Below are 25,225 nucleotides of genomic sequence, written 5' to 3' on the forward strand. Positions count from 1 at the left end.
ATAGAAAGGGATGAAGATTGATGCCACGTCCATCTAAGAAGCAGACGGTATTTTTGTTTCTTTGTTATGTTGCTGGTGCTTGGATCCTGCTTGAGCGATTGCTGATTTTCGGTCGCTAACGGTTATTCAATGTTATTCAATCCATTCTAGGGATGATCATGGGGGATGCTTAATGGCGTCTTCTTTTTTTATGCCAATAGGAGGTAATACGGATGATTAAAAAGGTTTGTATCGATCTGGCACACAAGCTTCCGATCCATAGCGGACTTGCAATTATCGAGAAGGATGAGTCGCTGCACCATGTCTATTTTGACATCGTGCGGAAGTATCCGATTGAGGTCATTGTAGCTGATCGCGGGAAGCGGGTAAACGTAAAGGATGCTGATGTGTTCGAGCAAGAGCTCCTCGAGCTTTTTCTTAAGCATCGCATTTCCGAGAAGCTCGGTATCGTTCCCCCAGTGGAGACCAAACGAAAAAAGAACCGAAAGGTGGCAATATAAATGAAACCAACCAAACAATTGAAGGTGTGCCTGCTGCTTAATCTTGGTGGCTTTGAGTCTCGAATGGAAGAGAATCTCGAGATCGCCCGGGGACTCGGCAAAGTGCTCTATTCCTTGACTGGCGATGGCCTCGTTAAGGTTGAAGAGGGCGCGCATATCGTACCGGTTAACGTTCTGTCTCTTTCGCCTGCAGAACTTTTCGTTTGGTCTTCGATGATCAACGAGCAGCTGCACGATGAAGGCTTTACGCCGGACGAAGCGACCATTCTCTGCGCCGGGAAGAAGTACCGCGGAATACTGCCGCTTGGCACAGCTATTGCCAAAGGCATCAGCTTGGGGGCGTAGACCATGCGGCTGCGATCCATAGCATTCAAATGGTCGGTAGAGTGTACGCTTGACACCATTCTACCCGCGCTTGAACAAGTCGGTCTTCACCCTGATCAGACGAAGCGGGATATTTGGACCCGCTCCGCGGGTAAGCATCAGCTGCAGGTGGAATATCGCCCACGCGTGAGCTCGAAGGAACGATCGTTCTTTTGGCTACGCTGGGAGAGTTCGGAGGGTATGGTCGATCCCGGCAGCCTGGACCGCCTCTTGTCGGAATGGTTCTTTACGATGAGCCAATTCGCGGAGACAACGGTAAACTGGCTGCAGGTTCTCATTGACCAGTTCGATTTCCGGCCACTCCACGGCTATAAGGAAACCTCTCCGAAGATTTGGTCGAAAGAGGAGAAGGGGCATCACTTTTCGTTCTACCCGATGAAGGACGTTTACCATTTTGAAGTCCGACACCGGGATGTAAAAAAAGCGATTCAGCACCAACGCTACTCATTCTGGCTCGATGAACTGAAACATAATATGCTCGGCTACGCGCGGCCAGACGATCAGATTACCTTTGATCTAGTAGGATAATTCATATGATGGAGGAAAAAGACATGAATATAACACTCACGCCGGTTCAAGAGGGCAATATTGAAACATTTTTGTCCGCTATGCCAGCCGACATTAAGGCGAACATCGCTGCCTGCAAAGAAAAATGGATGAACGGCGAGACCGCAATGGGATATCCGCATCCCGTATCAGTTTGCAGTAATCTCTTAGCGATTAACGCTCGGCAGCCATTTTTAACAGTCCAGCAAGGTGTTGACCTTGTGCTATTGAAGTCACATCTCAAGAACGCGCTTCAATAGCACTTCTGGCGGCTTCAAGTGAGGATGACAAAGTCGTGCGAGGTATTCCTCGACACGCATGGAGGCAATAGATAACGATTTACACAAAACCATAATGTGAGGAGGAGCCCCTCTGCCGTTTTTTTGGCGGGGGTGACCCCGCGGCATGGTATGGGCGACATAGATATGAGTAAAGTTCAATTGATGGAGATCGAACGCAAGCTGAAGGCCCTGAAAGAGCTGAAGAAGCACACTGTAATGGGTAAACTGCTTTCGCGTTAAGAGTCTCAGGCAGTAATAGAAAGGTTCATTATAAAACCATTATGTGAGGAGGAAGCCCCTCTGCCATCTACGGCGCGGGGGGCGAACCCTCAGCTTGATGGTATGGGCGACATAGATATGAGTAAAGTTCAATTGATGCAAGCAGAACGTAAGATGAAGGCGCTTCAGTCATTGAAGAAGCACACCGTCGTCGGCAAACTGCTTTCGCGATAAGAACACCAGGAGGGGCGTTAATCACGCTCCTCCTTATTTCATTTTCAGGAGGTAATACACATATGTCTATCGGAAAATTGAACGAATATACGGTCAAAGAAGTGAAGAACAACTACTATTTGACTGGTAAAATACAGTCTCTTGGCACCCGTGACCTTGTTGTTCTCTTAATGGAGCCAATCACCAAGAAGCGCTCATTGTCGCTGCTTGCAGATGAATTGCTTCAGAACGGATTACGGGATTTAGCTTCCATGTCAGAGTACGAGTTGTCGATGAAGTTCGGACTCGATGAGAAGCAGGCATTCTATCTTGCCTCTTTGTTGGAGCTAGGCAGAAGACAATATTTCGTCAATGCAGAAGATAAGGTGCTTATACGAACCCCGAAGGATTGCGCGGATTTAATGATGACCGAGATGCGGTATCTCGAGGCTGAACACTTTGTTTGTGTGTTTTTAAACACCAAAAACCAAGTGATTGCCAAGGAAACGCTATTCACCGGAACGTTAAATTCATGCGTTGTCCATCCGCGGGAAGTGTTCAAGGCAGCCATCCGTCGCAGCGCGGCATCGATTATCGCATTTCATAACCATCCGAGTGGCGATCCAAACCCTTCCCCTGAAGACATCGGGCTTACAAAGCGTTTGGCGGAAGCGGGCGATTTGGTCGGTATTGAACTGCTGGATCATGTGATTATCGGTGATGGCCGGCACTACAGTCTGAGAGAAAATGGACAATTTTGAGGAGGCAATAGATAACTATGAATATTCTCGGTGCAGAAATCTCTGGATTCAAACTCCATAACACGAAGCGGGTGTTTACGTTTGGCCCTGTGAACCGCATTATCGGCGGTAACCGCCAAGGGAAAACGACCATATCGGAATCCATTGTCTGGTGTTTCTACGGCTGCGATTTAAGCGGTAAGACGAAAGAAGTCTATGACCGGCTTAGAAATCCGCGAGCCAAAGAAACAAAGGTTCGTATTGAAGTGGAGCTGCCGCAGCGCGACGGCTCGACCGTCCAGTATGAATTCTGCCGGATCCGTAAAGGAAAGACCACCTCGCTGTTTCTCGATGGTCAAGCCTCTAAGCAGGCTGAATTTGACTCTCTTCTTGGTCCAATGGATCAGTTTCTTTGCATCTTTGTACCGGGCTACTTCGGGACGCTTGCGGTATCTGAACCGTCAAAAGCCCGTAATATGCTCGTGTCCTTGCTGCCGAAGCTGGATTTTGAGGACGTCATTAAGAAGATGACAGAAGATGACCAGGTGCGAATTAATGCGCTTGATATGGTGAATCCGGAACATACGCTGAAATCGCTACGCGCCGAAATTCTTGAACTCGACAAGTTCATCGGAAACGTACAAGGGAAGATTGATTACCTCCGAATTGGCAGCATGCTCGATGTTCCTATGCGGATCATTGAATCGGATGAGAAGCATCTGGCTTCCCTAAAGGAAGAACTCTCACAACTTGGAGCTGGTTCCGTGGGCAAGCCCGATCTTCACGATGTAACCCCGCTTCAGGAGAAGAAAGCAGGGCTGCGATTCCAGTACGATGAGCGATTACGTGAGTTCAAGACGCTTAGAGATAAACCGTTACCTCAGCCTGGCGACCGCTGTCCATCGTGCAATCATGCACATACTGAAGCGGATGCCGAAGCAGAGCTTGCTGCTCGCAATATCAGACTCAAGGAGCTGCAGCAAGAGTGCGATCAACTGAAGGACCAAGGTTATCAGCTGCTCAACGAGATTAATTGGTGTAATGGGGAAAACGAAGCGATGATGGCTGCCTACGAAGAGCAGCGGGGGAGTGCGATTACGGAGAAGCAAACCGAAATCGATGCTCTTTCGGCGACTGTTTCGGAGCGCAGGCACAAGCTGAAGATGGCTGCGGATCTCGACAAGCAGCACGAGGTATATGGCGAATCGGTAACGGAGCGGGATGAAAAGAAGGTTGATGTACAGGCCGTCAAAAATTTCATGCTCCAATACGCGGAAATGCAGGTCGACTATGTGAACGCGTTGCTCAACATGACCAAGATTCAGTTGTTCAAGTATTTGGGCTCGACAGGCGAAATGACGCTCGACTTCACCATTATGTATGGGGAAGAGAAAACGGAGTATCTCTCGCTTAGCACATCGGAGAAGATTCGGTGTTCGATCGAACTCGCCGGCTTGCTCAACAAGCTGCAAAACCGATCTTACCCGGTCTACATCGATAACGCAGAATCGATCGAGAGCTTTGACGCGCCGGTTACGCAGTACTTCGTTGCTTCGGTCGTAGCAAACGCTGCACTTAGCTGTGAAATCGTAGCTTAATTAATTGGAAGGTAATAGGGGGACTGCTGCTGCAGATCCCCTTTTTCCTATTCCACGTGGAGGTAATAGAGAATGTTAATAGAAGCCATCGCCATCATCCTACTTCTTTTTCTAGTGATTCTTGTTGCTATTCCGATCTCATCACTCATCGTCAGCCTGAAAGCGCGCATTCTCGGACGCTACTTAAACCGGTACTTTATAATCCATCGGAAGAAGAGTGGAGAATACGAGCTCCATCATCATACTGCTCTTGGATTCTACTATGCCAGTGAGCGAAAGTTTTACCGCATGATGATGCACGCTGTTCGGGAATTCCAAACGTTGTATCCGGATATGACTCTCATCGCCAATACAGTCACGTTCACCTCCCGCTCCCGCGGGGGAGTGCCAGTAGAGACGAACCGCCTCATCTTAACGTTCATACGTTTCATGGCGGATTTTCTCATTGTGCTCAACCTCGCGAATTACCGGCGTGTGGACGGACGGCTACGATTCGTGACTCTTATTCAGGACGTGCATCAGTCAAAACCGATGCGCTATGTTCTGGTAGGAGGCAACCAATGAGATCGGGATCGGTGCAGCTCGAATTCTTCCTAGAGAAAGATCATGTCAAGGCAAGCGTCTCAGCACGCGATCTATACCGCGAGTTTCAATCCTTATCCAGCCACCAGCGGAGTAACGCTGGTTACGCAGGAGATACAAAGGCAGAGAAGCGGGTGCGCGAGCTTACGACTCAAGGTGAGCTCAGTTATTCGCAGTGGGGTAGGGGATGGATTCCCGAATCGGCGTGCAAGGATTTGCTTTACGAGCTCCTCGTCCAACTATGGTGCGTCAAGGTTGGCGGACTTGTCTGCCGGGATATTTACCAGCAGCCACAGCCGCCGAAGGTCTACGATCCGGTCATAGATGATCAATTGTCTCGAATCCCAAAAGAAGTCTTGCAGTTGATTCCAGCGGGTTCCCTCATTGCCTTCTACATGGAGAGCAGCGGGGCAGAGACACCATCTTACCAAGTGACCTATTACCGAGAAGAGGCACGAGACTGGTTCAACAAGTCATACCTGTATGACCCGCGAAAGTCGAAGTGGATTGAAAGCCGTTCAAGCAAAATCTATGGTGCACAGTTCCGCGCGGACCTGGCGAACCAATGGTGGACGAGCACCGGTTACGAGCTTACAAAAGCCTGTGACAAACTCGATCCACAAATTGCTGCGGTCTGGTCCAATTACGTGAAATTCTACGGCCGGGATGAAGCACTTTGCCACCTTGGACTTCCACCAATAACCACTGGCTATAACGAGAGACATTTTGAGGAGTGTGCGAAATATGGATGGTATGCAAAACGTGAAAATGATCAACCAGTACAGCCGCGCCGAGGCAATCGCCGACGGAACGCTGGTTGATATTACACATTGGACGAAACGGGTAGGCATTATATTTCCCGTTGCGGTGACAAAGGCAGTTTGGAACGAGATTATCGATCCGGATTCAACCACCAAGGAAGTCCCCAATCATATCGCAAGGCTTGGAAGATTCGTCGTCAAGCTTCGTGATGAAATGAAGCGGGGCAGTGGTGAGCGCGTAGCTTTCACACATGCTGCTGAGCCGGAGAGCGAGAAGATTGAACTGTATGCGATTGTTCTACAAGGCGATGATTTCGAGCCGGTAGTCAACGTGTTAATGATCGAAGAAGAATGATTCTGGGGGTAATAGATATGAAAGTTTCAGTTATGCGTATGCTTTCGAATTGGATGTTTACTGAGGCCAAAGATGAGGGAGATTGCTGGGAGGATCTGTTCGATCTTGAACCAACCCCAATAAGCCTGAAGCAACATGTGCTCAAATTGGTCAACGGATTTCATTCGCACCTCTCGCAGGTTTCCATTCAGCTCCGAAAGCTTTGGAATCGGGGGCATGCACGGCAGCCGGAAAGCATCATCCTTGAACAAATCGACTTGTTCGCTTATATCGAGGAAATGGAAGTTCATGCTGCCGTGTCAGTGCAACAAGCGGTACCCGCTCCTGCTGTAACTTCGAAGAAGGAGTTGGAATTAGAGCCGGCTTCACAGCCACTACTTAACCCATTCAAAGCGTTATGGGTGCAAATCCATAACCTGTTTGGCATCGCCTGCTGGGTCAATGTATATTCGATTTCCCGGGGGTATGGAGGCATCGAATCGGGCGGTTGGTACTATTTGAAGTACCAGTGCGAGAAATCGCGTCAGGTGGGATTCTGGGAAGCGCAGGCTCTTCGTCGCAATTGGCTCATGCAGTACACACGCAGCCATAAGTGGGGAAGCCTTTACGACAAGTCTGGCGGGCAGGACGTCGTTGTGCTCATCGAGGCAACGAAAGCTGCCAGTGTGACGAAGCGGGCGCCGCGGCTTGCCGAATGCAATACGCCGATCCTGGCAAAATTGTTCGTCGATCAACTAGCCCTACAGGGAAGGTAATAGAAACTATTTAAGGGAGGGAAGCTCCGCTGCAGCTATGGCGGGGTTTCCCGCCTTGTTGTATGAGCATCAAAATGAACATTTCGACCAAATTGACCAAGCAAGAAGTTATAAATATCGTCACGGCATTTCGCGACAAGCGCTATCCAGGCAAGTCGATCGAGGAAGTGCTTGACATCGCTGAACGCAATACGGCGTTCTCTGTCGATGAAGTGATCGCGTATTCGTATTCGCAATCGGAAGTCGAAGAGCACCTGTATGGCGCGTTCCTTTGCGACACAGCGAATACCCCGGACGATGATGATGAGGACTATTCGGACCCGAAGGAAGACATGGGATTCTGGCGCACCGGTATTCGACTCTCCAGCTATCCATGGAGGGCAACGATATGACCGGTCACTATCAAGCAAAGGCTTCTGAGAAGGAGCGGGCATTTCTCCGAAAGTTTGGCAAAGAGGGATACGTCTTCTTTACGGTGAAGGGGCAGCGACCCAATGCTATCCACAAGGTCACGAAGGACTACATCTACGTCACCACGGAGAAGAGTGAGAAGCCAAATCGTATTCCACGGGCAAGTCTGCGGCGCGCGCTGGCCATTCTCTTCTATCGCCGAGTGACGACGCTTAAAGAGCTCATCCGTATCAATTCGTTCTCCAGCGCGATTGCAGGACTGATCAAAGCGATTATGATTGATATTTGCAAGGTGATGGAGACGAAGAGTAGGGCGGTTCGCCTCACGTTGCGAGGGCTGCGCTATATTTTCAGTGGAGTCAGCAAACGGATGGACGATGCGCGGGTTGTAAAGGAGAACGGCGGACAATTCGTTTTACTGTCCTACTACTATATCCGAAATGATCCATCATGTAACTGGAAGCATCGCCTTCGAGAGCTTGGATTTGAGGGACGATGTGTCATTCTGGACCCCGGAGAGAAGTCATATTATGAAGCCGTTCAGAAGGGGAAAAATCCGAAACCGATAGATTTGGATGCTTATGCTACCTTCGTGAAAGAAAATTTGGATATTATCGATCGATATTTGACAGCGGATGTGTTAGGCGACCCGCTTCAAACGCGGAAAAATACCGAGTTTCTTGAACGAGAGGTTGGCAAACTTCCTATCCCTATCTATCATGTCCAAAATTCGCTAGATGTTCTCGATCGGCTTGTAGCCGAAGACCATGACGTGATTGCCATTGGCGGATCCGTTTTTGTTAGTCGTAAGGAACGAGCGCGTATTTTCGAAGAAATCTTCCAGCGATATGGAGACCGTGTAAATCTGCATGCTTTGGGACTAGGCACGACCGAGCTCCTACTGCAGTATCCGTGGTTCTCGGCGGACGCTAGTTCATGGCTGAACGGGCGTATCTTTCGGAAGCTTATTTCGTTATCGGGAAACGTGCCGGCTCCACGTTGGATGACGAGTGAAGACGCACTTGGATTTAATGTTCGATCGCTTGCCGCTCTTGAGGACAGGTATGTTGATTTGCAAATGAATGTTGATATGCTGCCATTCCCACAATCGGTATAAGGCAGCTCCATGTCCCCTGCACGGGAGGTTAATTTCCCCCTCGTGCAGAGAGGGGGGTATGGGGAGAGCCTTAGGCTATCCCTTGAACATCAACTCTATGAATTATTCGCAGGATTGATGTATTATGATTTGGGGTGATCCAATAGGAATGGTAGTCAAATCGATTCAAACCAATTATCATAGCTACCTCAACGAAATTAAATCAGGCGGTATTGACACGATTATTGCAACGATGAGGCGTCAGAATAACGAGAAATGGCGCGGTAAAGCTTGGATGGGGCCAATTGCAACTATTGGCAGCTATTTTAAGCATGCCAAGCTACTTAGAGGTATCTCTTGGAGCACGCTGCCAATTATCGGGCCATTCGTAATCGGTGTTAAAGCAGGGCAATATGCGCAGTGGCCTCTCTGGATTGGTCTATCTGGAGCCTTGGTTCTTATTGTCGCGATATACTATTTTCTCGTACAAGCCTATATAAATAAGATGGCGACAATCGGACGACCTGAGTTTCATGTGGAGGCTTTAAAAACAAAGCGACCGCAAGAGTTTGAACAGGTTTGGGCTCATTTTGTCAAAAAGTCTGATTTTACCTTTGATGGCTTATATGATTTAGTCAATGTCGTATTCAGCCAAAATGACCAAGATCCAGAGGATATCGCAACGGTCAAAGCATATTCGAAAAGTCAGCATGAGATATTGCTTAGTGACATTGCTGATTTAAAATCAACGATCGATGTGCAGAAATCGTTAATCGTTTTGCAGAAAGAACAGTTAGTTTTGTCTGAATATACAATTGCGACGCTAACTGAGATCCTTATCGATATAAATATGCTTCAATATCGATATGTTAACGAATCTCTTGAATTTGGGGATTTGGATATCTTCTCCGGATTCACATTGTATCGTAGAGAAGGGGATACCCTCAGATACGTTACCAGTAAGGGGACCACTGGAAAAATACGCGACTTGAATCTCAAGGATGATACTGGCTTTGCTGCAGTAACAGCAGCCAATGATCCGACAATTCAAGAAGGGATGGGGATCGCATATTCAAATAATCCTTATCCTGGTCGGCATGTCGTTGCTTTTCAGATGGATATGCTAGAAGGAGAAAGATGGGTTTGGTGCTTTCATTTCAATGATGTTGATGAGCGCGCCTTGTCTCTGATATTAGAAAATGATATTATAGATTCAAGAATAATCCGTAGAGTTGTTCTATCGTTTTGCCTCACAATTCAAAAACGATTGATATCTCAGAGGGAGGTTGACTCGAATGCCGGAGCCAAATAATGTTGCAGATCTTGTTAGTTCTATTCGAGTGGTGAAGGATGTTTCTCAACAATCGATCATCCAGAAGCGTCGAGAACAGCGTGAGCAGCTGCTGGAGCGGGTCGAGCGGCTGACTTCTAAGACGGAGCAAACCATTGAACGTCTATACCAATTAACTCGCTAAATACCAAAACCTCTTGGGCAACCAAGAGGTTTTTTGTTTATTTCGCATATTACTGGCAACAATAACTACTATTCTCTCAAGAAGGGTGAATAGTATGAAAAACAAGAAGATTGTCCCGTTTTGCCCGAAACCTACACCAGTTAAAGAACGTACTCAAGAGGAAATCATTAATGAGCGCCGAGCCAAAAGAGATGCCTTGCTCGAGAAGTTAAATTCTAAGACCAGGTGATGACGGATGAGAAAGACAACTCAATTGCAGAAGGTGCAGGCAATTCGCCTGCTTGAAGAGCTGGGGTATACGGTAAGGCCTCGCTCTGCTGCTATCCAGCAGCCTTATAGCGGTCTAGTGGGGAGTCGGCGCAAACCGTTGTCTTTCAATCCAGCAGCAGATGTAAAATCTCCGCGCATTCAATAAACTGTAAGAACGCCGCTTTCTAACCTGAAAGCGGCGTTCTTTGTTATATTAACAAATTATTTAAAAGATGCAGCGGAATCGCGGGGTTGTATGCAAATGCACACGACACTCGGTTCCTCTGTTCGATAATATTCGTAATCGCCAGGGACATTCTTACGTAATGTCCTTATGATGCTTTGGCTATCGGAATTCCAGTTCGATACGCGAAAGTTGAAGTTGGGGTCGAAAGTCTTACCGAACTTTTTCAACTTCAAAATCTGACCACGTGAACCGTCGATCACTTGATTTTTACCAAGGACTTCTACTGAAATAGGATCTGTGTTGAAATCACCGATGAGACGACCAATAAACCAGTTAACGACATCTGAATTATGAGCCCCTCCCTTGTCCGGCAGGCCAATTAGAAAATGATCATCACTTTGAGTACCAATGCGTCCAATTGTGGTGGCATAGAAGCAGGCATAGCTTTCCATAGAGATCAGGTTAGGATTAAATTTAGAGTCGTGTGCCAAGTAAATATTTTCAGGTTGGATACCCCCGACAGCCATAACGAATCAGTCCTTCCATCAATAGTATCGCTACTTATAAATGGAGAAGGCCGGAGCCGCAAATACACGGAGCCGGCACAATCTTCATTTCCATTCGAACATTTGACCATGATGAATCTGATACTTGTCCGACCCCAGTTTAATGTCCAGGAATTTCTTGATTTCAGCGATTACAACTCCCTGCGGTTCGGACGATTGCAAGATAGTTTCACCGACTTGATTTGTATTGTTTTCGTCGAGAATACTAGACTCCGCTACAGCAGCTACGACCATTGGAAAAACGTTAGTCGTAATGTCTGTGACTGTACCCTGGGATGTTCCGAGTGGTGCAACCTTAATATAGTTCTTATCACTCATGCTTATTTCCTCCTCTGATGTCGAGTTTGACTTTGACTTTCTTTGACCTTTATTATTCCATATTTAACCTTTGAAGTCAAACCATCACTAAACGTTAAGAATAAGCGGATTACAGCCGGGTTGGGTGCCGCAGGTCCGGATTGAAAGTCTCGTGGGGAGTTCAAGTTGATGGAGGGATCTTTCATCGAGCAGCTTCAGAACAGAAGCGAAGAACGTAATAACTTCACCGCGGCGCATAACCGGACGCTCGCCAGCCTCGAAGATTCGCGCATGGTGGCAGTGCTCGCCTCGTATAGTCGAACCAAGCAACTTCATCCTATCTGATTCATGAAATCGCTCTGTTTTCGATCGCCCGTTTGTCCAGGACAAGTACGGAGAATTCGGCGTATTCCGCGATTGACATGCTGTGTTCGGGGTTATATTATTCTTCATCACTTCACGTAAGGACGCAGCCCACTTCCACTCTCGGTGTGGGCTTTTTTCACGGTTGATAAATTTGTTGCACTTAACTATGGACATCCACATATTGGCATGCTATATTAAATTCACGGTTGGGGAATTCATTAAACCGTGGATGTAAATACGATGATGGAGGATGAATCGAATGGAACAATTGCAAGTTACGCAGGCAGCGGCGGCAAGTGTACTCGGTATATCTAATCAAGCTCTTAATCGGTTGGTTGCAAAGGAAAACAATTCAACGGATCTTATTCGAACTGAGAAGGGTAGCATTTTGGCGCATAGTGTTCTTTCAGAATATGCTCGGCGCCTCCTAATTCTTAGTTCGGCGCTTCAAGCCGAACCGGGTCAATGTATGTGCTGTTTGCAGCCGACTTCCAGCATCCATCGCAAATTCATTTCTTCACATGATTCTAAGCTCAACGCTGCTATCCTTACTGCAATCGCCAGCGGGTCGGAGGCACTCATTCAAATCGTTATGGCCGTACTAGAGAAGAAGGGGACGACATGGTCTCGTTTCATAAAAGAAATGCAAGTAGAACAGTTCTACAATCAGAGTAAGACGGTAAAAGTGTCGCTACTTCCGGACGATATTGAGGCATTGATTCAATTTCTACTTTCCGATCCACAGAGCTTGCACGCTGATGATCAGGTTTATGTCATTTACCAACAGCTCATGCCCGCGCATCAATCCCAACACATTGCCTTCCTCACACAGGATGAGTGTGCTGCGGTCGCAGCGTATCTTGAGAAGAATGTAAATAGTGATAACGGGCATGAATTCAACAGTGCGGTTGAAAAACTCGTATATGGTCATCTAGGGCTCGATGCAGATGAGCCGATGGATGAAGCAGATCGAAAGAGAAGGAATTTTGGTATTTCAATGGCGTATCCGGCACTCTCAGAACACTGTCTCGGATTTGTGTTTATCTAATAGTATATTCAGTATACCAGTATACTTAGTAAACCAATCATGGCGCGGTCAAATTCGACTGCGCCTTCTTTATTGCACGTAAAGTAGTAGCTCATGTATAATGAAGCCATTACGAATCATCAATCATGATCCATGCCGCTTCATTTTCTGGCATGGAAGGAGCCGCTATTTAGCGAAATACACAAGGGTATAGTCAAGGAGACGTTTTGTTCATACGGGACCCGTATGTTCATTTACGGCTCCTTTTTTTGTGCCCAAAAACAAGGAGGAAATAGAGATTGCGACAGGTTACTGCAGCTGCAGATCCTACATGGTATTGGGTTTTTGTCAATGAAGCAATGGGAAAGTTCGTGGTCTATTCGGATGAAGTGCTTCGCAATCGGAGATGGGATCTGCTCGATGAAGGATTCGATCTACTCTGGGACTCTGCTATGAGTCGATCTGAAGCAGTTCGGTATATGGCAGAGTTCTATCCGAATTACAGCCGGTTCGAGCCTACGCTTACTCCAATTACGTTTCGGCAGGCGTGCGAATTCATCAATAAGCATCATCGGCACCACGCTGCTCCCCAAGGCATGAAATTTGCTCTTGGGATAAGCAATGGCCAGAAACTTGTTGGTGTACTCACAGCCGGTAGACCAGTAAGCCGTTACCACGATAAAGGCGAATCGCTGGAAATTACCCGACTCTGCGTAAATGGAGCCTACGTTCATCTTTGCAGCAAACTCTACGCAGCTGCGCGCCGTATCGCACGTGAGATGGGCTATCGCTCACTCATTACGTACACGCTCGATGAAGAAAGCGGCTCATCAGTACGAGCAGCTGGCTTTCAATGTATGGGTAAGCGTGCAGGTGGCAGTTGGAGCAGCAGTTCTCGACCCAGAGTTGACAAGCATCCGACTGGGGAGAAGAAGCTTTGGATGATCGAGATCAAAGGCGCGTAATTCAAACAAACTAACGATGGGGGTATTAGGTATGGGAAGCATGACAAGATCGGGTTATGGGTATGGCATGAACGTTCAAGAGGCGAAGCGGGATTTTAAGAACACGCTGAATCTCCAATATGGGGAGGAGCTGTATAGCGGCGGCGGAAACGATATCCGAGAGTGGCAGGATGTCATTTGCGTAGAAGAACCAATCCCTGCACTCCAACCTGTCAAGTCGAAGTCGGTCAAGAACGCGCCAAAGGCAGCAGGCAAGCTGGTCAACGGATTGCTTATTACGACTGAGACGCCGGATTTACTTCGACGTCAGTTGAGGGCACAGCACGGCTTCGAAAAGACACCAGTGCCTGATATCACCGAAGCTTTTGCCCTGACGCAAAGCCATGCGAAGCAACTTGCAGATGAGATGGCGAAGAAGCACAATACGCCTGTTCATATTATTCCTGCGAGACTCTGGCAGGATGATCGAACTGAGCGACTGTCGCTGCCAGCTCACATTGCGGAAGTCACGCCAAGCGGCGGGCTAGAAGCGAAGGTAGGCAAGTGGATGATGACAGTAGAGGTTAGAATGTAACCCTGTCAATGGAGGTAATACGAAATTGATACGAAGGAGAATGCTTCATGCCAAAACCAAGACCTGCAGAGGTTCATGTAAACAGCAAGGGGCGAAAGAATAAGAAGCTCCAGGAATTGCTTCACGCAGAGGATACGCATTACTTCATGCCTGTTAGCGCCAAAGAGAAAACGGACATATATAATAAAGGCTTTCTGGAGGGACACAGGCGCCCAATCCCGTTTAAGCCCTCCTACGCGGAATGTAACGATGAGCGCTTTGTGCTCGCCGTCGAAAAGGGGATTGTGCATGCTGGGCTGGACGACCAGCTCCGATTCTACGGTTTGGTATCACTAGAGAAGACGTACTTGATTGCGACCCGCGAAGCGGATCAGTTTATCGAGAATGTCTGCATGGGTTGCGAATACATCGGTGAAGTAGATTGTTTCAAACGAGACTTCGCTTGCGCGGAAGAAGACCGCGATCGCTTTCGCGATTCTCCGCACTTTGAAGCGTTGAAAGAGAAACGAATGGAGAGAAAGTATCAAACATTCCCCGTAACGGGTTGAGGGATACGGCGTAGCTTCTTGCCACAGTAAGTTTTCTTACTTGAGCTGCGTCGACTCTTAAGTACCTCATAAAACTGAAGCAGGAGAGAAGGGCCGGGCTAAGTACCCTTTTCAGATAGTGCTGGTGAAGCTGCCCGAACGCTTCACCCTTTCGGTTGTCCTCTTGTGAGCTGTGAGCTCACTTGAATAGAGGACTATGAATGTTTGAACGTTCCAATAGAAAACTTACTGTAAATTCGGTATTCGCCGGCGGCGGACTGCTCGACTATTCGTTCAAAGACCATTTCGATATTATTTGGGCGAATGAGATAAATCCGGCTGCAGCTTGCTGCTACCGTGCGAATATTGGAAATCATATCAAGGTTTGCGATCTAACACTGCTGCGGCCGTCTGATATCCCATCTGCTGATGGTTTAATTGGAGGGCCTCCATGTTTTGATTTCAGTTCAATCGGTTCCAATCGAGGAGAATTTGGTACGACTGGAAAACTGGTTTGGACGTACTGCGAGCTGATTAAAGCCAAGCGTCCGATGTTCTTTCTCTTCGAGAACGTTATCGGTCTCGTCGGTCGGCATATTAAGACGTTCGAACGTCTCTTACGCACCTTCGATCTAGCCGGCTACAACGTATCTCATGAGATTTTGGACGCTGCTGATTTCGGAGTAGCGCAGTCCCGGAAGCGGGTATTTATTGCTGGTATTCGGAAGGACCTTGGGTTCAAGTTCCAGTTCCCTGCTCCCTCTCCAATTAAGACTAACGTGAGAGAGGCGATTGGTGATCTACCGCTACCGGACAATGCGCGTTCGAGAGAAATGATGTTAGGCACATTTCCCAATCATGTAGCAACGTGGGAAAGTCCGACTCCGGCGCGTATTGTCGATGTGATTGAGAATCCTCGGTCCCAGTGGCGCGGAATGCGCAGGTTGTCATGGGATACAGTCTCTCCTACACTTACAGCTCATATAGCCAAAGATGGGCGAGAGCACCTGTTTCCGGATGCGCCGCGTCGAATCACGGTGAGAGAAGGTTTGCGCCTTATGTCGGTGCCAGATAGCTTTGTCATACCAGCAGAAGTTCCTCTTAGTCATCAGTACCGCATAGTCGGCAACGGTATCGCCTACAACGTTGGGAGAGCACTTGCAGCTGCTATGTACGAACAGATCCGATCAAACTTGAAGCAAATCGCAATCTAGCAAAGGGCGGCTGCGCTGAAACGGAGCGTAGCCTGACCCGCCTAGTAAAATGGTGGTAATAGAAAAGGAGAATGGTTTGTGCGTAGAATTGCGTTTATTACCGAATCCTCAACGAGGCAGGAAGTGCCGATGCCTTCTAACCAGTTCTACAGGGGGCACCGGTCAAGATGGGTGAATGCAGTTATCGACTACATGCTGGTGCGCGACTTCCCGAGGGAGGATATCTATTTCTTGAGCCAGCACGAGCAGCGAATAATCGGTTTCGATGAGATCGTGGCTCCGTACCCTGTTCAAAAGTATCACCCGCGGAAGGAGAATAGTCGGCAATTCGCTGAGAAGATCTTGGCGCAAGTACGTCAGATTCACCCGCTTCCCTTCGTGGAGATTCATGCCGGCCGGACTGTGGCGGATCCGCTCATGGAGCTGCTTGATGCACATAGCATTCCATACCGCCTTTATGCGGACGGAGTATCTCTAGGCGCTAAGCCAGATGTGTATCTCTCACTCATAGAGGAGGAGCAGAATATTCGGAAGCTGAAAGAGATTCAGCGTGAAAAGTGGCATATCACCTCGTGCATCCAGCATCGGACGCCACAGGAAGCCAGCCAGCTTGTCACCGAGTATGCCGATCGTGCGCAGCTCTATGGCGTTGAAGGGCTATTTCGTGAGTTGAAGGACCTTCTTGGCACTTACAACCAGAAGCGGAAAGATGAGAAGAAAGCACAGAACGAGCTCGATAACATCCTGGTTCAAGATGACCAAGGCGGAGAGGTTGCTGGATTTCTTTCGTCCAAAAAGTCCATATCCGATCTTATGGCCAATATCCCAGAGTACGAACGGTTGAAGGCGAAATTCGGTAAAGTGATCGCAAAATTCACTCTATATTTGATTAAACGAGACTACGCCCTCCAAATGGAGAATCGTATAAGCGAAGCGCTGCTGCGCATGCAAATTGCACTAATCAAATAGAGTTAGGGAGGAAATAGAGATATGTCCATGGAGAATTATGAAGAAGAAGTGCTGCCACAATTTCAAGAGGAGCAGATGCAGCGATTGGTAGAGAAAGACGCTTATCTAACATTCATGTTCGGTGAATTGCAGAAGAGAGGAAATGACCGTCAGCAGACGCTTATGGTCTTATTTAATGCTAATGTCCTTGGCGATTCCGTCATGACCGAGCAGTATGAAGCTTGCGCTGCTGACTCTCAGAAATAAGGAGCACAACAAGATGATGGTAATAGATCGACATATACTGCCCATCCTTTAATACCAGGTGCGAAGAAGGAGCGGGGGATACCCCGCTTAGAGGTTCAATGCAGCCCCCTTCAGCGAGCTCCCGAATGGGATAAGTAGCACTCGCGCTTTATGCGCGTGAGGACAGAATGAGTCCTGCCTGTTTCCGAATCGTTATTCTCGATTCCGGAAATGGAGAGATGGGTATGAATAGCACAACATTAAAAAAAGAAGTAAAACTACATTCACCGCTGAGATGGTTCGGTGGAAAGCACTTTTTAATTAAACACATGATTCCGTTTTTTCCGGAACACCACTGCTATATTGACTTATTCGGCGGTGGAGCACATTGTTTAGTTGGAAAACCTCAGTCTATGAGCAAGTGCGAAATTTATAACGATTTCGACTCTCAACTTCTCGATTTTTTGCTCTGCTTGCGCAATAACAAGAAGCAGCTCATGGCTGCACTCTCATCCATGCCGACAAGTCGGAGTTTGTATCGTCAGCTTTGCCAGGCGCCGACCCCGAGCGATCCAATTGAACGTGCTGCTAATTGGTTTTATATCCTTCGACAGAAGATTATTCCAACTAACGGAGCACCAAGCGGATTTCGGTATGGAAAGGTAAAGAATAGTGCCTTAGATTACCAGAATGCAGTTGCCCGTCTCGATGTTTTTGAACGTCGTATGTCTACAGTACTTCTCGAGAATCTCGATTTTCGAGAGGTTATCCGTCGATACGATGGAAAAGACAGTTTTTTTCTGGTCGATCCACCGTACTTCAACCGTGAGAAGCACTATTTTGGTGGCTTTACGAAAAATGATCATATTGAGCTTGCGGAGATGCTTAAACAGATCAAAGGAAAGTGTCTTGTCACCTATTACGGCGACCCATTTATCTTGGACCTGTATTCCGGCTTTCATGTTCGAACTGTAGATTCCAGAGTTGGTGCAGTTGTGAAGGCTGAAATGGGACAAGAACGCCGGAAGGAAACAGAGTTCTTCTTTATGAATTACGATCCTTCAAGCATTACCGAACGCAAGTATTAAACCACTTACAGATTGAAACGAAAGGGAGCGGTCATTTGACTGCTTCTTTTTTTATCTTTCTGAAACCTTCGCAGATAAACTCTAGTACATATAGGTATAATCTGGATATTCCACTATAAAGGAGTTTGAGAAAAATGATTAACATTAAACTGCAAGTTTCAATTAACACACTGAATTCTGAAGGTAAGAAACTTCCTTTTCCTAAGTTCTCGGGAGACATCTTTGAACCTGCTTTGGATCGGATTTCTGAACTTAATGAGCGTTTTGCAAATGCAGCTCAATCAGCAATGGAAATATCAGCAGAGGATGTTTTTAATTGGACAGCAAGGGCAAGTGTTGATGAGACGACAATATCAATTATCTGCCACTCTTATAAAAACTTTTATACTGAAAATGAGAATGAAAAGGGTTTTCCATCAACAGATTATCTATTAGAATCTATTCTTACCCAAAAAGAGATTACTGCAGCCGCGAGGCATATTGAAAATAGATGGAGGGAAGTAATATTCCCCTTTATGAATGGCGATATTGAAAATATTGAAATTCAGTTCGACAAGAACGATAAATTTTCTGTTACTCTCAACGAAACGAACGAACGAATCCTTTTTGAGAAAATAATGAATAGATTTGGCGCAATCGTACATCAGTCTCGATTGAGTTTGAAAGAGTGCCTATGGCAAATTTCAACAAGTAGTGCTTTGAATTTAACAGTAGTCCATTCTCCTGATAATTTGCCTGATAATGATAATAAAATTATTACTTATTTCAATTCTCCAGTAGTAGAGGTTTGGTAAATTAAGTAGCAAGCTTATCTTTATCTAAGTACGGTTTTCATTTATACTATATGTATTATGATTCATGTTTTCTTTACCTTGCTGATTACTTTTCAGGCGGGGCAGGAGTCGCGATATGCGATCAACACACTGGTTCAACCTTAGGAGTTCAATATGTCATACGGGATCCGTATGCCTATTGGGCTCTTTTTGCGTTGTGCCGAAATCAGAGGAGGAAATAGAGATGCCCAAAAGGCTCAGTAAACTTTCAATCGTGTCCAAAGAAAATTCAGTCGAAATCGGGAATATTCCACTCAGAGAAATTCAAGTGGAGAAGGCATATGTCATGCAGTCGCCTTCTTATGGAGACCTTAGGCTCTCAGAAGCCTACCTGACAAGAATCGAGGATGCCTTGGTTGTAACGTATATCAGTCATGATGATGATGTCGAAAAGGTGTTCAGATGGGTTAGCTTCGATCTCGAGTTGCTTCGGCAGTTACAGGTAGATAGTGATCGACTAATTGCTTTTGGTAATGATTGTGGACCTTTTGTCCATTTTCTTTTCGATCATCCTGATATCGATAGCTACTCCTTGGAGATGCTCATCGAAAAGGTAGCTGTTTCTGTGATCGAGGCTTTTGAGAAGGGGTGCTTGTATGAATTCGATACTAGTTTCGGTACAAGCTATCTGAGAAAGGTTCGATGTACGTAAATATGTGTCGCCCCTGCATGGGAGTCTGAAACAAATTGACTCCCGGTGCAGCGGGAGTACTAGGAGAGATAGATAATGGTTAATGAAATTGAGGTAAAAGTAAGAGTTCGGGTAAGTGATGAAGAACTGAATAAAGCTGGACTGAAGAACATCAAACAGTTTGCGGAGAACCTGATGCTGTTTGAACATCGATTTGATGTAGCGTCGGTAGTTCTCTCGCAGTCAGATGATCTTCCTGTAGCGAACTGGACGGCTGCGATCGTCAGTGCTGAGGTACTTCCACCTTCCCCGGATCAAGAGCAGATTCTTCTAGGTGGTGACTCCATTGTTGCTGGTTCCGAGCTGGTTACCCTACACACTTTCTCCAAGAATGACTCCAAAGTAGCTCAAGCATATATCCTTAAGCTGCGGAGTGGTCAGTGGAATACACGCTGGCGGGAGATCGTTAAGGATGGTGACATTGAGGGCATCGCTGGGGGAACTATTATTGAGGAGTTCTGGGTCGAAGGAAGCATTGATGAGAACCTAGCTGCCATCCGTAGAGGCGTGGCTAAAAAACTCAGACAAGGATATGTGCTTGTGAACGAGGGAAGGTCTCCGGTATTTGCTCGGGATGATTCGCAACTGGATTGGGCGTTCGCATAACCGCAGGTAGGTAATAGATAATCCATAATCGGAAGGAGGAAGTCCCCAAAATCATGTCGGGGGCTTCCCCGAGTGATTTTGGGGATACCACAAATATGATTAATTCTAGATTGCTTCTCAAGAAGGTCTATTCGGTTGGCAGCAAGCATGATCAGCCTCGGCTGTGGCTTCAAAATCTCGTGTGTGAATCGGCGAAATTCAGTCCAGGCGAGGGCTTGTATGTTCAAACTAACGAAGATGAACGGACGATTACAATTCAGAACAAAGCGTTCGAATGCGCAGGAGACGTTCATGAAATCAGCGTGTCACAGCGAGTCAATCGTACGAGCGGACAACCTCGGCCACTAGTAGACACATGTGGCGAACGATATTCTACCATTCTCTGTATTCAGGAGAAAATTGAGATATCCGTTTACCATAATGGTGACTATGGCAAGGTCGTCGTTCGCCCGCTTCGATTCAAGTTGTTTGAAACGGAGTCGTTCGATGCTCCTGATGATGAACGTATTCGGTTGCTATCGATCTGCGCAGGCGCAGGAATAGGGACAGCGTGCTTCAGTGATTCCCAATATTTTTCTGCAACAATGGAAGTGGAGTTGGAAGACGACAGCGCTGAGGTACTAAAGCATAATTTCCCAGACAGTTATGTTTTCTTGGGTGATCTTAGAGACTGCCATCTCGTGGCTAAGAGCGATGTCGCTTTTGTGAGCTTGGATTGTTGTGAGCATTCCTCGATTGGTGATGGCGACCAAGGGTATTTCCGGAATCTTGTACTCGGCACTTATAAAATACTAAAGAGTGCGGAGCCAAGAGTGCTATTCTTCGAAAATGTACCGCAATTCTACGAATCGGCAACCTATAAAGATTTAAGAGAGCTGCTCAGCAATGACTATCCTTACATCGTAGGGCCAATTCAGCTCCAGAGCCATGATTTTGGAAGCATTGCGCTTCGAGATCGCTCGTATGCCGTCTATTTTCAAGAGAAGGCAGACTTTGATTTGTTTCGTATCCCGAAACCGCCGACTGTTCGTCATAAGCGCCTGAAAGAATTTCTTGATCCGCGCTCAACAGTCCATGTATGGAAGAGCCTTGATAAGTGGATGAGCAGTTTTGAACAGAAGGTGGAGAAAGATAATTCATGGGCAGAACGTAACCTCGATAGAACTTTCGTTGATGAGAATGCTACGATGCTACAATGCATTCCTCGCCGGTACCGCAGTCATTCTGCGAGCAATTCCTATGTGCTTAACGAGGACCGGACGCAGTGGAGGTTCTTAACCATTAGCGAGTTACGCCGTATTTTTTCCATTCCAGAATGGTTCCAGTGGCCCTCTCATACACCTTTGACGCGAATCTATGAACAGATTGGGCAGTCCGTATGCGGACGCGTCATACGTGGCTTTGCGTCAGAAATAGCCTCAGTCTTCTTTCGACGATATGCGAAAGAAAATAGAGGACTATCTAGTAGAAGGGAAGAGAGTGGGACTACGTTATCATTTACAATGGATCAATCGGGTCAATTAGGATTTATGGTTTAAGAAAAAACTACAATAGTTCGAACGCCCGCTCCTTAAACTTGGGAGCGGGCGTTTCTATTATCGCTCGCTAATGAAATCCAATAACCCTATAGGTGTATCCATCATAATCAAATTCTTCCCCAATATTTCGATAAAGCGCGGTGCGTTGGAGGCGATTCATAAATTCGCGCTGATGATAGGGTTCAAACTCTATCTGGAATTCCTCCTTCGAAACTACATCAGAAAGGATCATGAGCTTTCCAAAGTGCCCATCGTTGGAAGGATCGCAGTTAGAATCCACTATTGTCGATTCAGGACCTCTTGTTACGTAAATACGGGAATTATGATAATCTACGAATGTTTGATCGATCTCATGTTTCAGAATAAGCTGTTTATCATTTAAATCACTTGTTTGATTTACATGTGAAATGGTTCTAGAGAACAAGGTGATTGTTATTACGCCTCGATCGAACATGGCATGATGGTTGGGGCATACTACGATCATATTTTGTATAACGTCTGGCCCGCGGTGTTTTCCTAGTGGCTGGATATGATGAACTTCAGAGTACGACCGACCGCCCCCGAGATCTACAGTCTGCCCGCAGATTTGACATACATTTTCATAGAGTTCTTTAAGATATTCTACCGGTGCTGATAACCGAGCAACAGTATTAACGACATTTGAGGTTCTGGTTGGATTACTATTGCCGTTTGGTGCAGTAACAGATTGGGTAGTTTTTTCATTTTGCGTTGATTGAATCGGATGAAAGCTAGTATCTTTTAAGGGATTTATCGGTGGAACGTATTCTGGTTTTGTGATTGACGTTATCTCGAGCTCAGGTTTCTTAAGATGGATAGTAACTCCTTCTGAATCTGGAGCATTTTTCGGTATTGATGGTCTAGCTGGAGATGGTTGATTAGCTTGAGATTGAACTTCATTTCTCCCCATTGTGCTGTTTGATGATTTGAGATTTTTTATTAGATCTTTAAATATTGTAAGGTTGGTATCCTTCGGAATAATAATTTTTCCATTTCGATGAGGGAACGTATCGCGATTTTTTAGTAAGAATTCGTGAAGTAGTTGATATGGAACTTTTTTCATTTCGACTAAAGTGGAATAGATTCTAGTCTCGTCTGTGCTAGAAAGCTTAAATGAACCATTCATATTACTATATTTTATATCAGTAAATACGAAGTGTTCGTACTCGAAAATGGTTTTAAAACGGAAATCCAATTTTTTTGAATTAAATTTTTTCCGAAGAATCTGATTAATAGGGGGGCTTGACCATTTAACAATTTTATAGGCTTCCATAAATTCTTTGATTCCGATTGTGGAAGGGACAACATAGTACTCAATATTTCCATGCATGGCTAGTTCAAGTTTTAGCAATGTTGTTATTTCACGGAACTCATTCCTAGGCATTGAAGATACAAAATCGAAAATTTCGGTTGCTTTGGCCTTCCTGAGAATCCAATAAGAATCAAAAAATACTAGTGGGCTCATTCTGAGTTCTTTCATTAGTGTCTCCTCGCAAAGTTATGTGAACTTTGTTGCGATAAATTTAAGGGATGAATTTAAATTGTAATTTGTGAATATCGGAATTATATAAAACAGCTCTCGGAAAGTACCGGGAGCTGTTTATTTAGCTGCAATATGCGAATGCTTTTTGGCCAATAGGATGTGTGATGTCATTTATTGTTAGAGGACGCATCTTCTTCCGAATCCGGCGATCCGATACCTTGTTGATTTCGTTAATCATATTCTGAATCATCTCACGGTCGGCTTCGGTTCGTGTTTGAAGTTTTTCGAGTACGCAGCGATCGTAGTAGGCTTGGAGATCCTTGATTCGTTTGTTCAGTACCGCGATAGAGGTATTGCCGTCGTTTTCGTCATCCGGTAAGAACTCGATTCTTGTCTCCGAATAGTTTTCTTTGATGGCTTTAATGATATAGCCGGATACGCTGCCGATCTCTACATTTCGCTGCTTATCGTACACGTACTTGATGTTCGTGCGAATATGAGTCTCACCGTATTCTTTAATCAGTTCGCCGGCACTCTTACGATTGATCTCGAATCTGCCAAGCAAGTCTAGAATCGGCTCGTTGTCTATATATTCACCATCGTTTAAGGCCAGTCGCGTAGACTTATTGTTGGGGAAGATATGAAACACGACACCTACAATCTTGTTTCCGTTCTTGATTTCTTCCAGTTCGAATCGGATATCGGTTTTCTCAAGCAGCTCTCGCTGCGCGGTCAGAATAACCCGGTTCTTCAAGTGACTGTATTTCTCGTAGTTGCCTTCGTCGATTTCCAGCTTATCCTTTAGCTCTTTGATCGTCGCAAATTTGCGCTTACCAAGTGGCAAGTATTGCTTCAACAGTTTGTATAGCTTGGAGGAGTAGAAGCTCTTCAGATAGAGGACGTTCCACAATTTGTAGTTGGTAAAATTATTCTTCAGTTGCAGTAAGTAAGGACCGAGCATTTGAGAGAACTCGAGCTCAATCATACCTTTGCCATGAAAGTAGCGGGAAGCGGAAAGCCACTGTGCTTCGAGTGTAGTGTTGTTCGTTTTATCTTCGATGACAACGGTTTTACGCTGCAGCCGTTGGATGATCTCTCGGATCCGTTTATAGAAATTCTTCTCGGTCAGTTCCAGCTTATCGGCGATATCCTTTACTTTGAAGAAGCAGCTTTGGAAGTGTGTATCATCTGGGTTGATCTGAGATGCAAGTATGTATATTAAGCGTTCCTCGTATAAATCTAGGTTTGTTCGGGACTCGATTAAAGCGTTCGATTCTGTCACAATGTAGTGATCGGATATTTTGTCTGCTTCAAAATCCAAGGTCATCTGTGCGACTTCTTCTGCCATTTCCCGATCACCTACCTCTCGTATTCTATTATCACAATATATGAGATTATCAGAGATTTCCACTCCCGTTCGTGTGGCATAAATATCCTGCGATTTCAGCGGTAAAAGGCCACTCAAAAGGGAGTCAAACTAGAGCTAAAAGCTATGAAATGGCAATATTTATGCAGAAAGCAGGGGAAATCGGTATTAATAAAGCCTGAATATGGAAGTGCCACATGGAAGGGGTGTAATTTGACCCTCTAGGTGTGGCCGGTTAAGTTATTTGGAGAAGTGCCACAACAAAGGGAGTCATCATGCCTTCGACGATCACATATGGTAACCTAGTGACTAATTATAGCCTATTATTCTATACACATATTTTATATATTTCTTTTAATGTTTTATGGTACTTTGTTTTATTTGTTTTAGGAAAGGCGGAATCAGCGTAAATACTAAGCATTCTTGCCATTAGTGCCACGCCGACGGGAGTATCCTGTCACACGGCGGGGAGGGTGAGTGCCACACGGAAGGGTGTGGACAATTACACAAGAGGGAGTAA

General features: G+C 46.1%; 32 protein-coding genes. 27 read left to right on the plus strand and 5 right to left on the minus strand.

All coding sequences use genetic code 11. The annotated features are described in order from the left end of the window. Positions 1-212: 212 nt before the first annotated feature. From AC506A_RS26610 to AC506A_RS26680, 15 genes are all read left to right on the plus strand, one after another. The gene (locus AC506A_RS26610; RefSeq protein ID WP_495464029.1) at positions 213-500 is read left to right on the plus strand and encodes a hypothetical protein; all 288 of its coding nucleotides are present in this window, start codon (positions 213-215) and stop codon (positions 498-500) included. Then, the gene (locus tag AC506A_RS26615; protein WP_495464030.1) at positions 501-845 is read left to right on the plus strand and encodes a hypothetical protein; all 345 of its coding nucleotides are present in this window, start codon (positions 501-503) and stop codon (positions 843-845) included. A 3-nt stretch (positions 846-848) separates the two neighbouring features. After that, on the plus strand, positions 849-1,412 hold the full coding sequence (locus AC506A_RS26620; protein ID WP_495464031.1) for a hypothetical protein: 564 nt from the start codon (positions 849-851) through the stop codon (positions 1,410-1,412). 23 nt (positions 1,413-1,435) lie between these two features. After that, positions 1,436-1,690, plus strand: a complete 255-nt coding sequence (locus AC506A_RS26625; RefSeq protein WP_495464032.1) for a hypothetical protein — start codon at positions 1,436-1,438, stop codon at positions 1,688-1,690. A gap of 536 nt (positions 1,691-2,226) precedes the next feature. Then, positions 2,227-2,904 (plus strand): RadC family protein, encoded by a 678-nt coding sequence (gene radC / locus AC506A_RS26630; RefSeq protein WP_495464033.1) that lies wholly within the window; start codon positions 2,227-2,229, stop codon positions 2,902-2,904. 17 nt (positions 2,905-2,921) lie between these two features. Then, a complete protein-coding gene (locus AC506A_RS26635) occupies positions 2,922-4,481 on the plus strand; it encodes an AAA family ATPase (RefSeq protein WP_495464034.1) in 1,560 nt (519 codons plus the stop codon). 72 nt (positions 4,482-4,553) lie between these two features. Then, positions 4,554-5,045: a hypothetical protein gene (locus tag AC506A_RS26640; RefSeq protein WP_495464035.1), complete on the plus strand. Its 492-nt coding sequence runs from the start codon at positions 4,554-4,556 to the stop codon at positions 5,043-5,045. Then, the gene (locus tag AC506A_RS26645; RefSeq protein ID WP_495464036.1) at positions 5,042-5,884 is read left to right on the plus strand and encodes a hypothetical protein; all 843 of its coding nucleotides are present in this window, start codon (positions 5,042-5,044) and stop codon (positions 5,882-5,884) included. Before AC506A_RS26640 ends, AC506A_RS26645 begins: the two co-directional genes overlap by 4 nt. Then, complete coding sequence (locus tag AC506A_RS26650; protein WP_495464037.1) at positions 5,808-6,179, plus strand: hypothetical protein; 372 nt, start codon at positions 5,808-5,810, stop codon at positions 6,177-6,179. Before AC506A_RS26645 ends, AC506A_RS26650 begins: the two co-directional genes overlap by 77 nt. A gap of 17 nt (positions 6,180-6,196) precedes the next feature. Further along, a complete protein-coding gene (locus AC506A_RS26655; protein ID WP_495464038.1) occupies positions 6,197-6,934 on the plus strand; it encodes a hypothetical protein in 738 nt (245 codons plus the stop codon). Between the two features lie 74 nt (positions 6,935-7,008). Beyond that, complete coding sequence (locus tag AC506A_RS26660) at positions 7,009-7,326, plus strand: hypothetical protein (RefSeq protein ID WP_495464039.1); 318 nt, start codon at positions 7,009-7,011, stop codon at positions 7,324-7,326. After that, a complete protein-coding gene (locus tag AC506A_RS26665; protein ID WP_495464040.1) occupies positions 7,323-8,462 on the plus strand; it encodes a hypothetical protein in 1,140 nt (379 codons plus the stop codon). The genes AC506A_RS26660 and AC506A_RS26665 overlap by 4 nt, the downstream gene beginning before the upstream one ends. A gap of 124 nt (positions 8,463-8,586) precedes the next feature. Next, positions 8,587-9,753: a hypothetical protein gene (locus AC506A_RS26670; protein WP_495464041.1), complete on the plus strand. Its 1,167-nt coding sequence runs from the start codon at positions 8,587-8,589 to the stop codon at positions 9,751-9,753. Beyond that, on the plus strand, positions 9,737-9,916 hold the full coding sequence (locus AC506A_RS26675; protein WP_495464042.1) for a hypothetical protein: 180 nt from the start codon (positions 9,737-9,739) through the stop codon (positions 9,914-9,916). Before AC506A_RS26670 ends, AC506A_RS26675 begins: the two co-directional genes overlap by 17 nt. Positions 9,917-10,151: 235 nt before the next feature. Beyond that, positions 10,152-10,331, plus strand: coding sequence for a hypothetical protein (locus AC506A_RS26680; protein WP_495464043.1), 180 nt, complete (start codon positions 10,152-10,154; stop codon positions 10,329-10,331). Positions 10,332-10,387: 56 nt separating this feature from the next. Here the strand turns inward: AC506A_RS26680 and AC506A_RS26685 are convergent, their stop codons facing one another. From AC506A_RS26685 to AC506A_RS26695, 3 genes are all read right to left on the minus strand, one after another. Continuing rightward, a complete protein-coding gene (locus AC506A_RS26685) occupies positions 10,388-10,879 on the minus strand; it encodes a hypothetical protein (protein ID WP_495464044.1) in 492 nt (163 codons plus the stop codon). Between the two features lie 84 nt (positions 10,880-10,963). Beyond that, positions 10,964-11,236 (minus strand): hypothetical protein, encoded by a 273-nt coding sequence (locus tag AC506A_RS26690; protein ID WP_495464045.1) that lies wholly within the window; start codon positions 11,234-11,236, stop codon positions 10,964-10,966. 87 nt (positions 11,237-11,323) lie between these two features. Next, positions 11,324-11,551 carry a hypothetical protein gene (locus AC506A_RS26695; protein ID WP_495464046.1) on the minus strand — a complete coding sequence of 76 codons (228 nt, stop codon included), beginning with the start codon at positions 11,549-11,551 and terminating at the stop codon, positions 11,324-11,326. A 289-nt stretch (positions 11,552-11,840) separates the two neighbouring features. Here AC506A_RS26695 and AC506A_RS26700 point away from each other — a divergent pair, with 289 nt between their 5' ends. The 12 genes from AC506A_RS26700 to AC506A_RS26755 all read left to right on the plus strand — a co-directional run bounded on the left by AC506A_RS26700 (position 11,841) and on the right by AC506A_RS26755 (position 21,838). Continuing rightward, positions 11,841-12,629 (plus strand): hypothetical protein, encoded by a 789-nt coding sequence (locus tag AC506A_RS26700; RefSeq protein WP_495464047.1) that lies wholly within the window; start codon positions 11,841-11,843, stop codon positions 12,627-12,629. 278 nt (positions 12,630-12,907) lie between these two features. Further along, a complete protein-coding gene (locus AC506A_RS26705) occupies positions 12,908-13,573 on the plus strand; it encodes an XF1762 family protein (RefSeq protein WP_495464048.1) in 666 nt (221 codons plus the stop codon). Positions 13,574-13,604: 31 nt separating this feature from the next. Continuing rightward, positions 13,605-14,147 carry a hypothetical protein gene (locus AC506A_RS26710; RefSeq protein WP_495464049.1) on the plus strand — a complete coding sequence of 181 codons (543 nt, stop codon included), beginning with the start codon at positions 13,605-13,607 and terminating at the stop codon, positions 14,145-14,147. Positions 14,148-14,194: 47 nt separating this feature from the next. Further along, the gene (locus AC506A_RS26715) at positions 14,195-14,695 is read left to right on the plus strand and encodes a hypothetical protein (protein WP_495464050.1); all 501 of its coding nucleotides are present in this window, start codon (positions 14,195-14,197) and stop codon (positions 14,693-14,695) included. A gap of 200 nt (positions 14,696-14,895) precedes the next feature. Continuing rightward, positions 14,896-15,888: a DNA cytosine methyltransferase gene (locus AC506A_RS26720; RefSeq protein WP_495464051.1), complete on the plus strand. Its 993-nt coding sequence runs from the start codon at positions 14,896-14,898 to the stop codon at positions 15,886-15,888. 78 nt (positions 15,889-15,966) lie between these two features. Then, positions 15,967-16,857, plus strand: a complete 891-nt coding sequence (locus AC506A_RS26725) for a hypothetical protein (RefSeq protein ID WP_495464052.1) — start codon at positions 15,967-15,969, stop codon at positions 16,855-16,857. Positions 16,858-16,878: 21 nt separating this feature from the next. After that, positions 16,879-17,103: a hypothetical protein gene (locus AC506A_RS26730; protein WP_495464053.1), complete on the plus strand. Its 225-nt coding sequence runs from the start codon at positions 16,879-16,881 to the stop codon at positions 17,101-17,103. Between the two features lie 224 nt (positions 17,104-17,327). Further along, positions 17,328-18,170 carry a DNA adenine methylase gene (locus AC506A_RS26735; RefSeq protein ID WP_495464054.1) on the plus strand — a complete coding sequence of 281 codons (843 nt, stop codon included), beginning with the start codon at positions 17,328-17,330 and terminating at the stop codon, positions 18,168-18,170. A gap of 134 nt (positions 18,171-18,304) precedes the next feature. Then, positions 18,305-18,964, plus strand: coding sequence for a hypothetical protein (locus tag AC506A_RS26740; protein ID WP_495464055.1), 660 nt, complete (start codon positions 18,305-18,307; stop codon positions 18,962-18,964). A gap of 223 nt (positions 18,965-19,187) precedes the next feature. After that, the gene (locus AC506A_RS26745) at positions 19,188-19,655 is read left to right on the plus strand and encodes a hypothetical protein (RefSeq protein ID WP_495464056.1); all 468 of its coding nucleotides are present in this window, start codon (positions 19,188-19,190) and stop codon (positions 19,653-19,655) included. A gap of 75 nt (positions 19,656-19,730) precedes the next feature. Continuing rightward, positions 19,731-20,300, plus strand: a complete 570-nt coding sequence (locus tag AC506A_RS26750; protein ID WP_495464057.1) for a hypothetical protein — start codon at positions 19,731-19,733, stop codon at positions 20,298-20,300. A gap of 95 nt (positions 20,301-20,395) precedes the next feature. Beyond that, entirely contained in the window at positions 20,396-21,838 is a 1,443-nt protein-coding gene (locus AC506A_RS26755) for a DNA cytosine methyltransferase (protein ID WP_495464058.1), read from the plus strand. Positions 21,839-21,905: 67 nt separating this feature from the next. On the opposite strand, the gene AC506A_RS26760 is transcribed toward AC506A_RS26755, so the two are convergent. Both AC506A_RS26760 and AC506A_RS26765 read right to left on the minus strand, forming a co-directional pair. Beyond that, positions 21,906-23,336 (minus strand): HNH endonuclease, encoded by a 1,431-nt coding sequence (locus AC506A_RS26760; RefSeq protein WP_495464059.1) that lies wholly within the window; start codon positions 23,334-23,336, stop codon positions 21,906-21,908. Positions 23,337-23,460: 124 nt separating this feature from the next. Next, positions 23,461-24,687 (minus strand): replication initiation protein, encoded by a 1,227-nt coding sequence (locus AC506A_RS26765; RefSeq protein ID WP_495464060.1) that lies wholly within the window; start codon positions 24,685-24,687, stop codon positions 23,461-23,463. Positions 24,688-25,225: the final 538 nt, after the last annotated feature.

The organism is Paenibacillus sp. N22P23 (assembly GCF_059383735.1).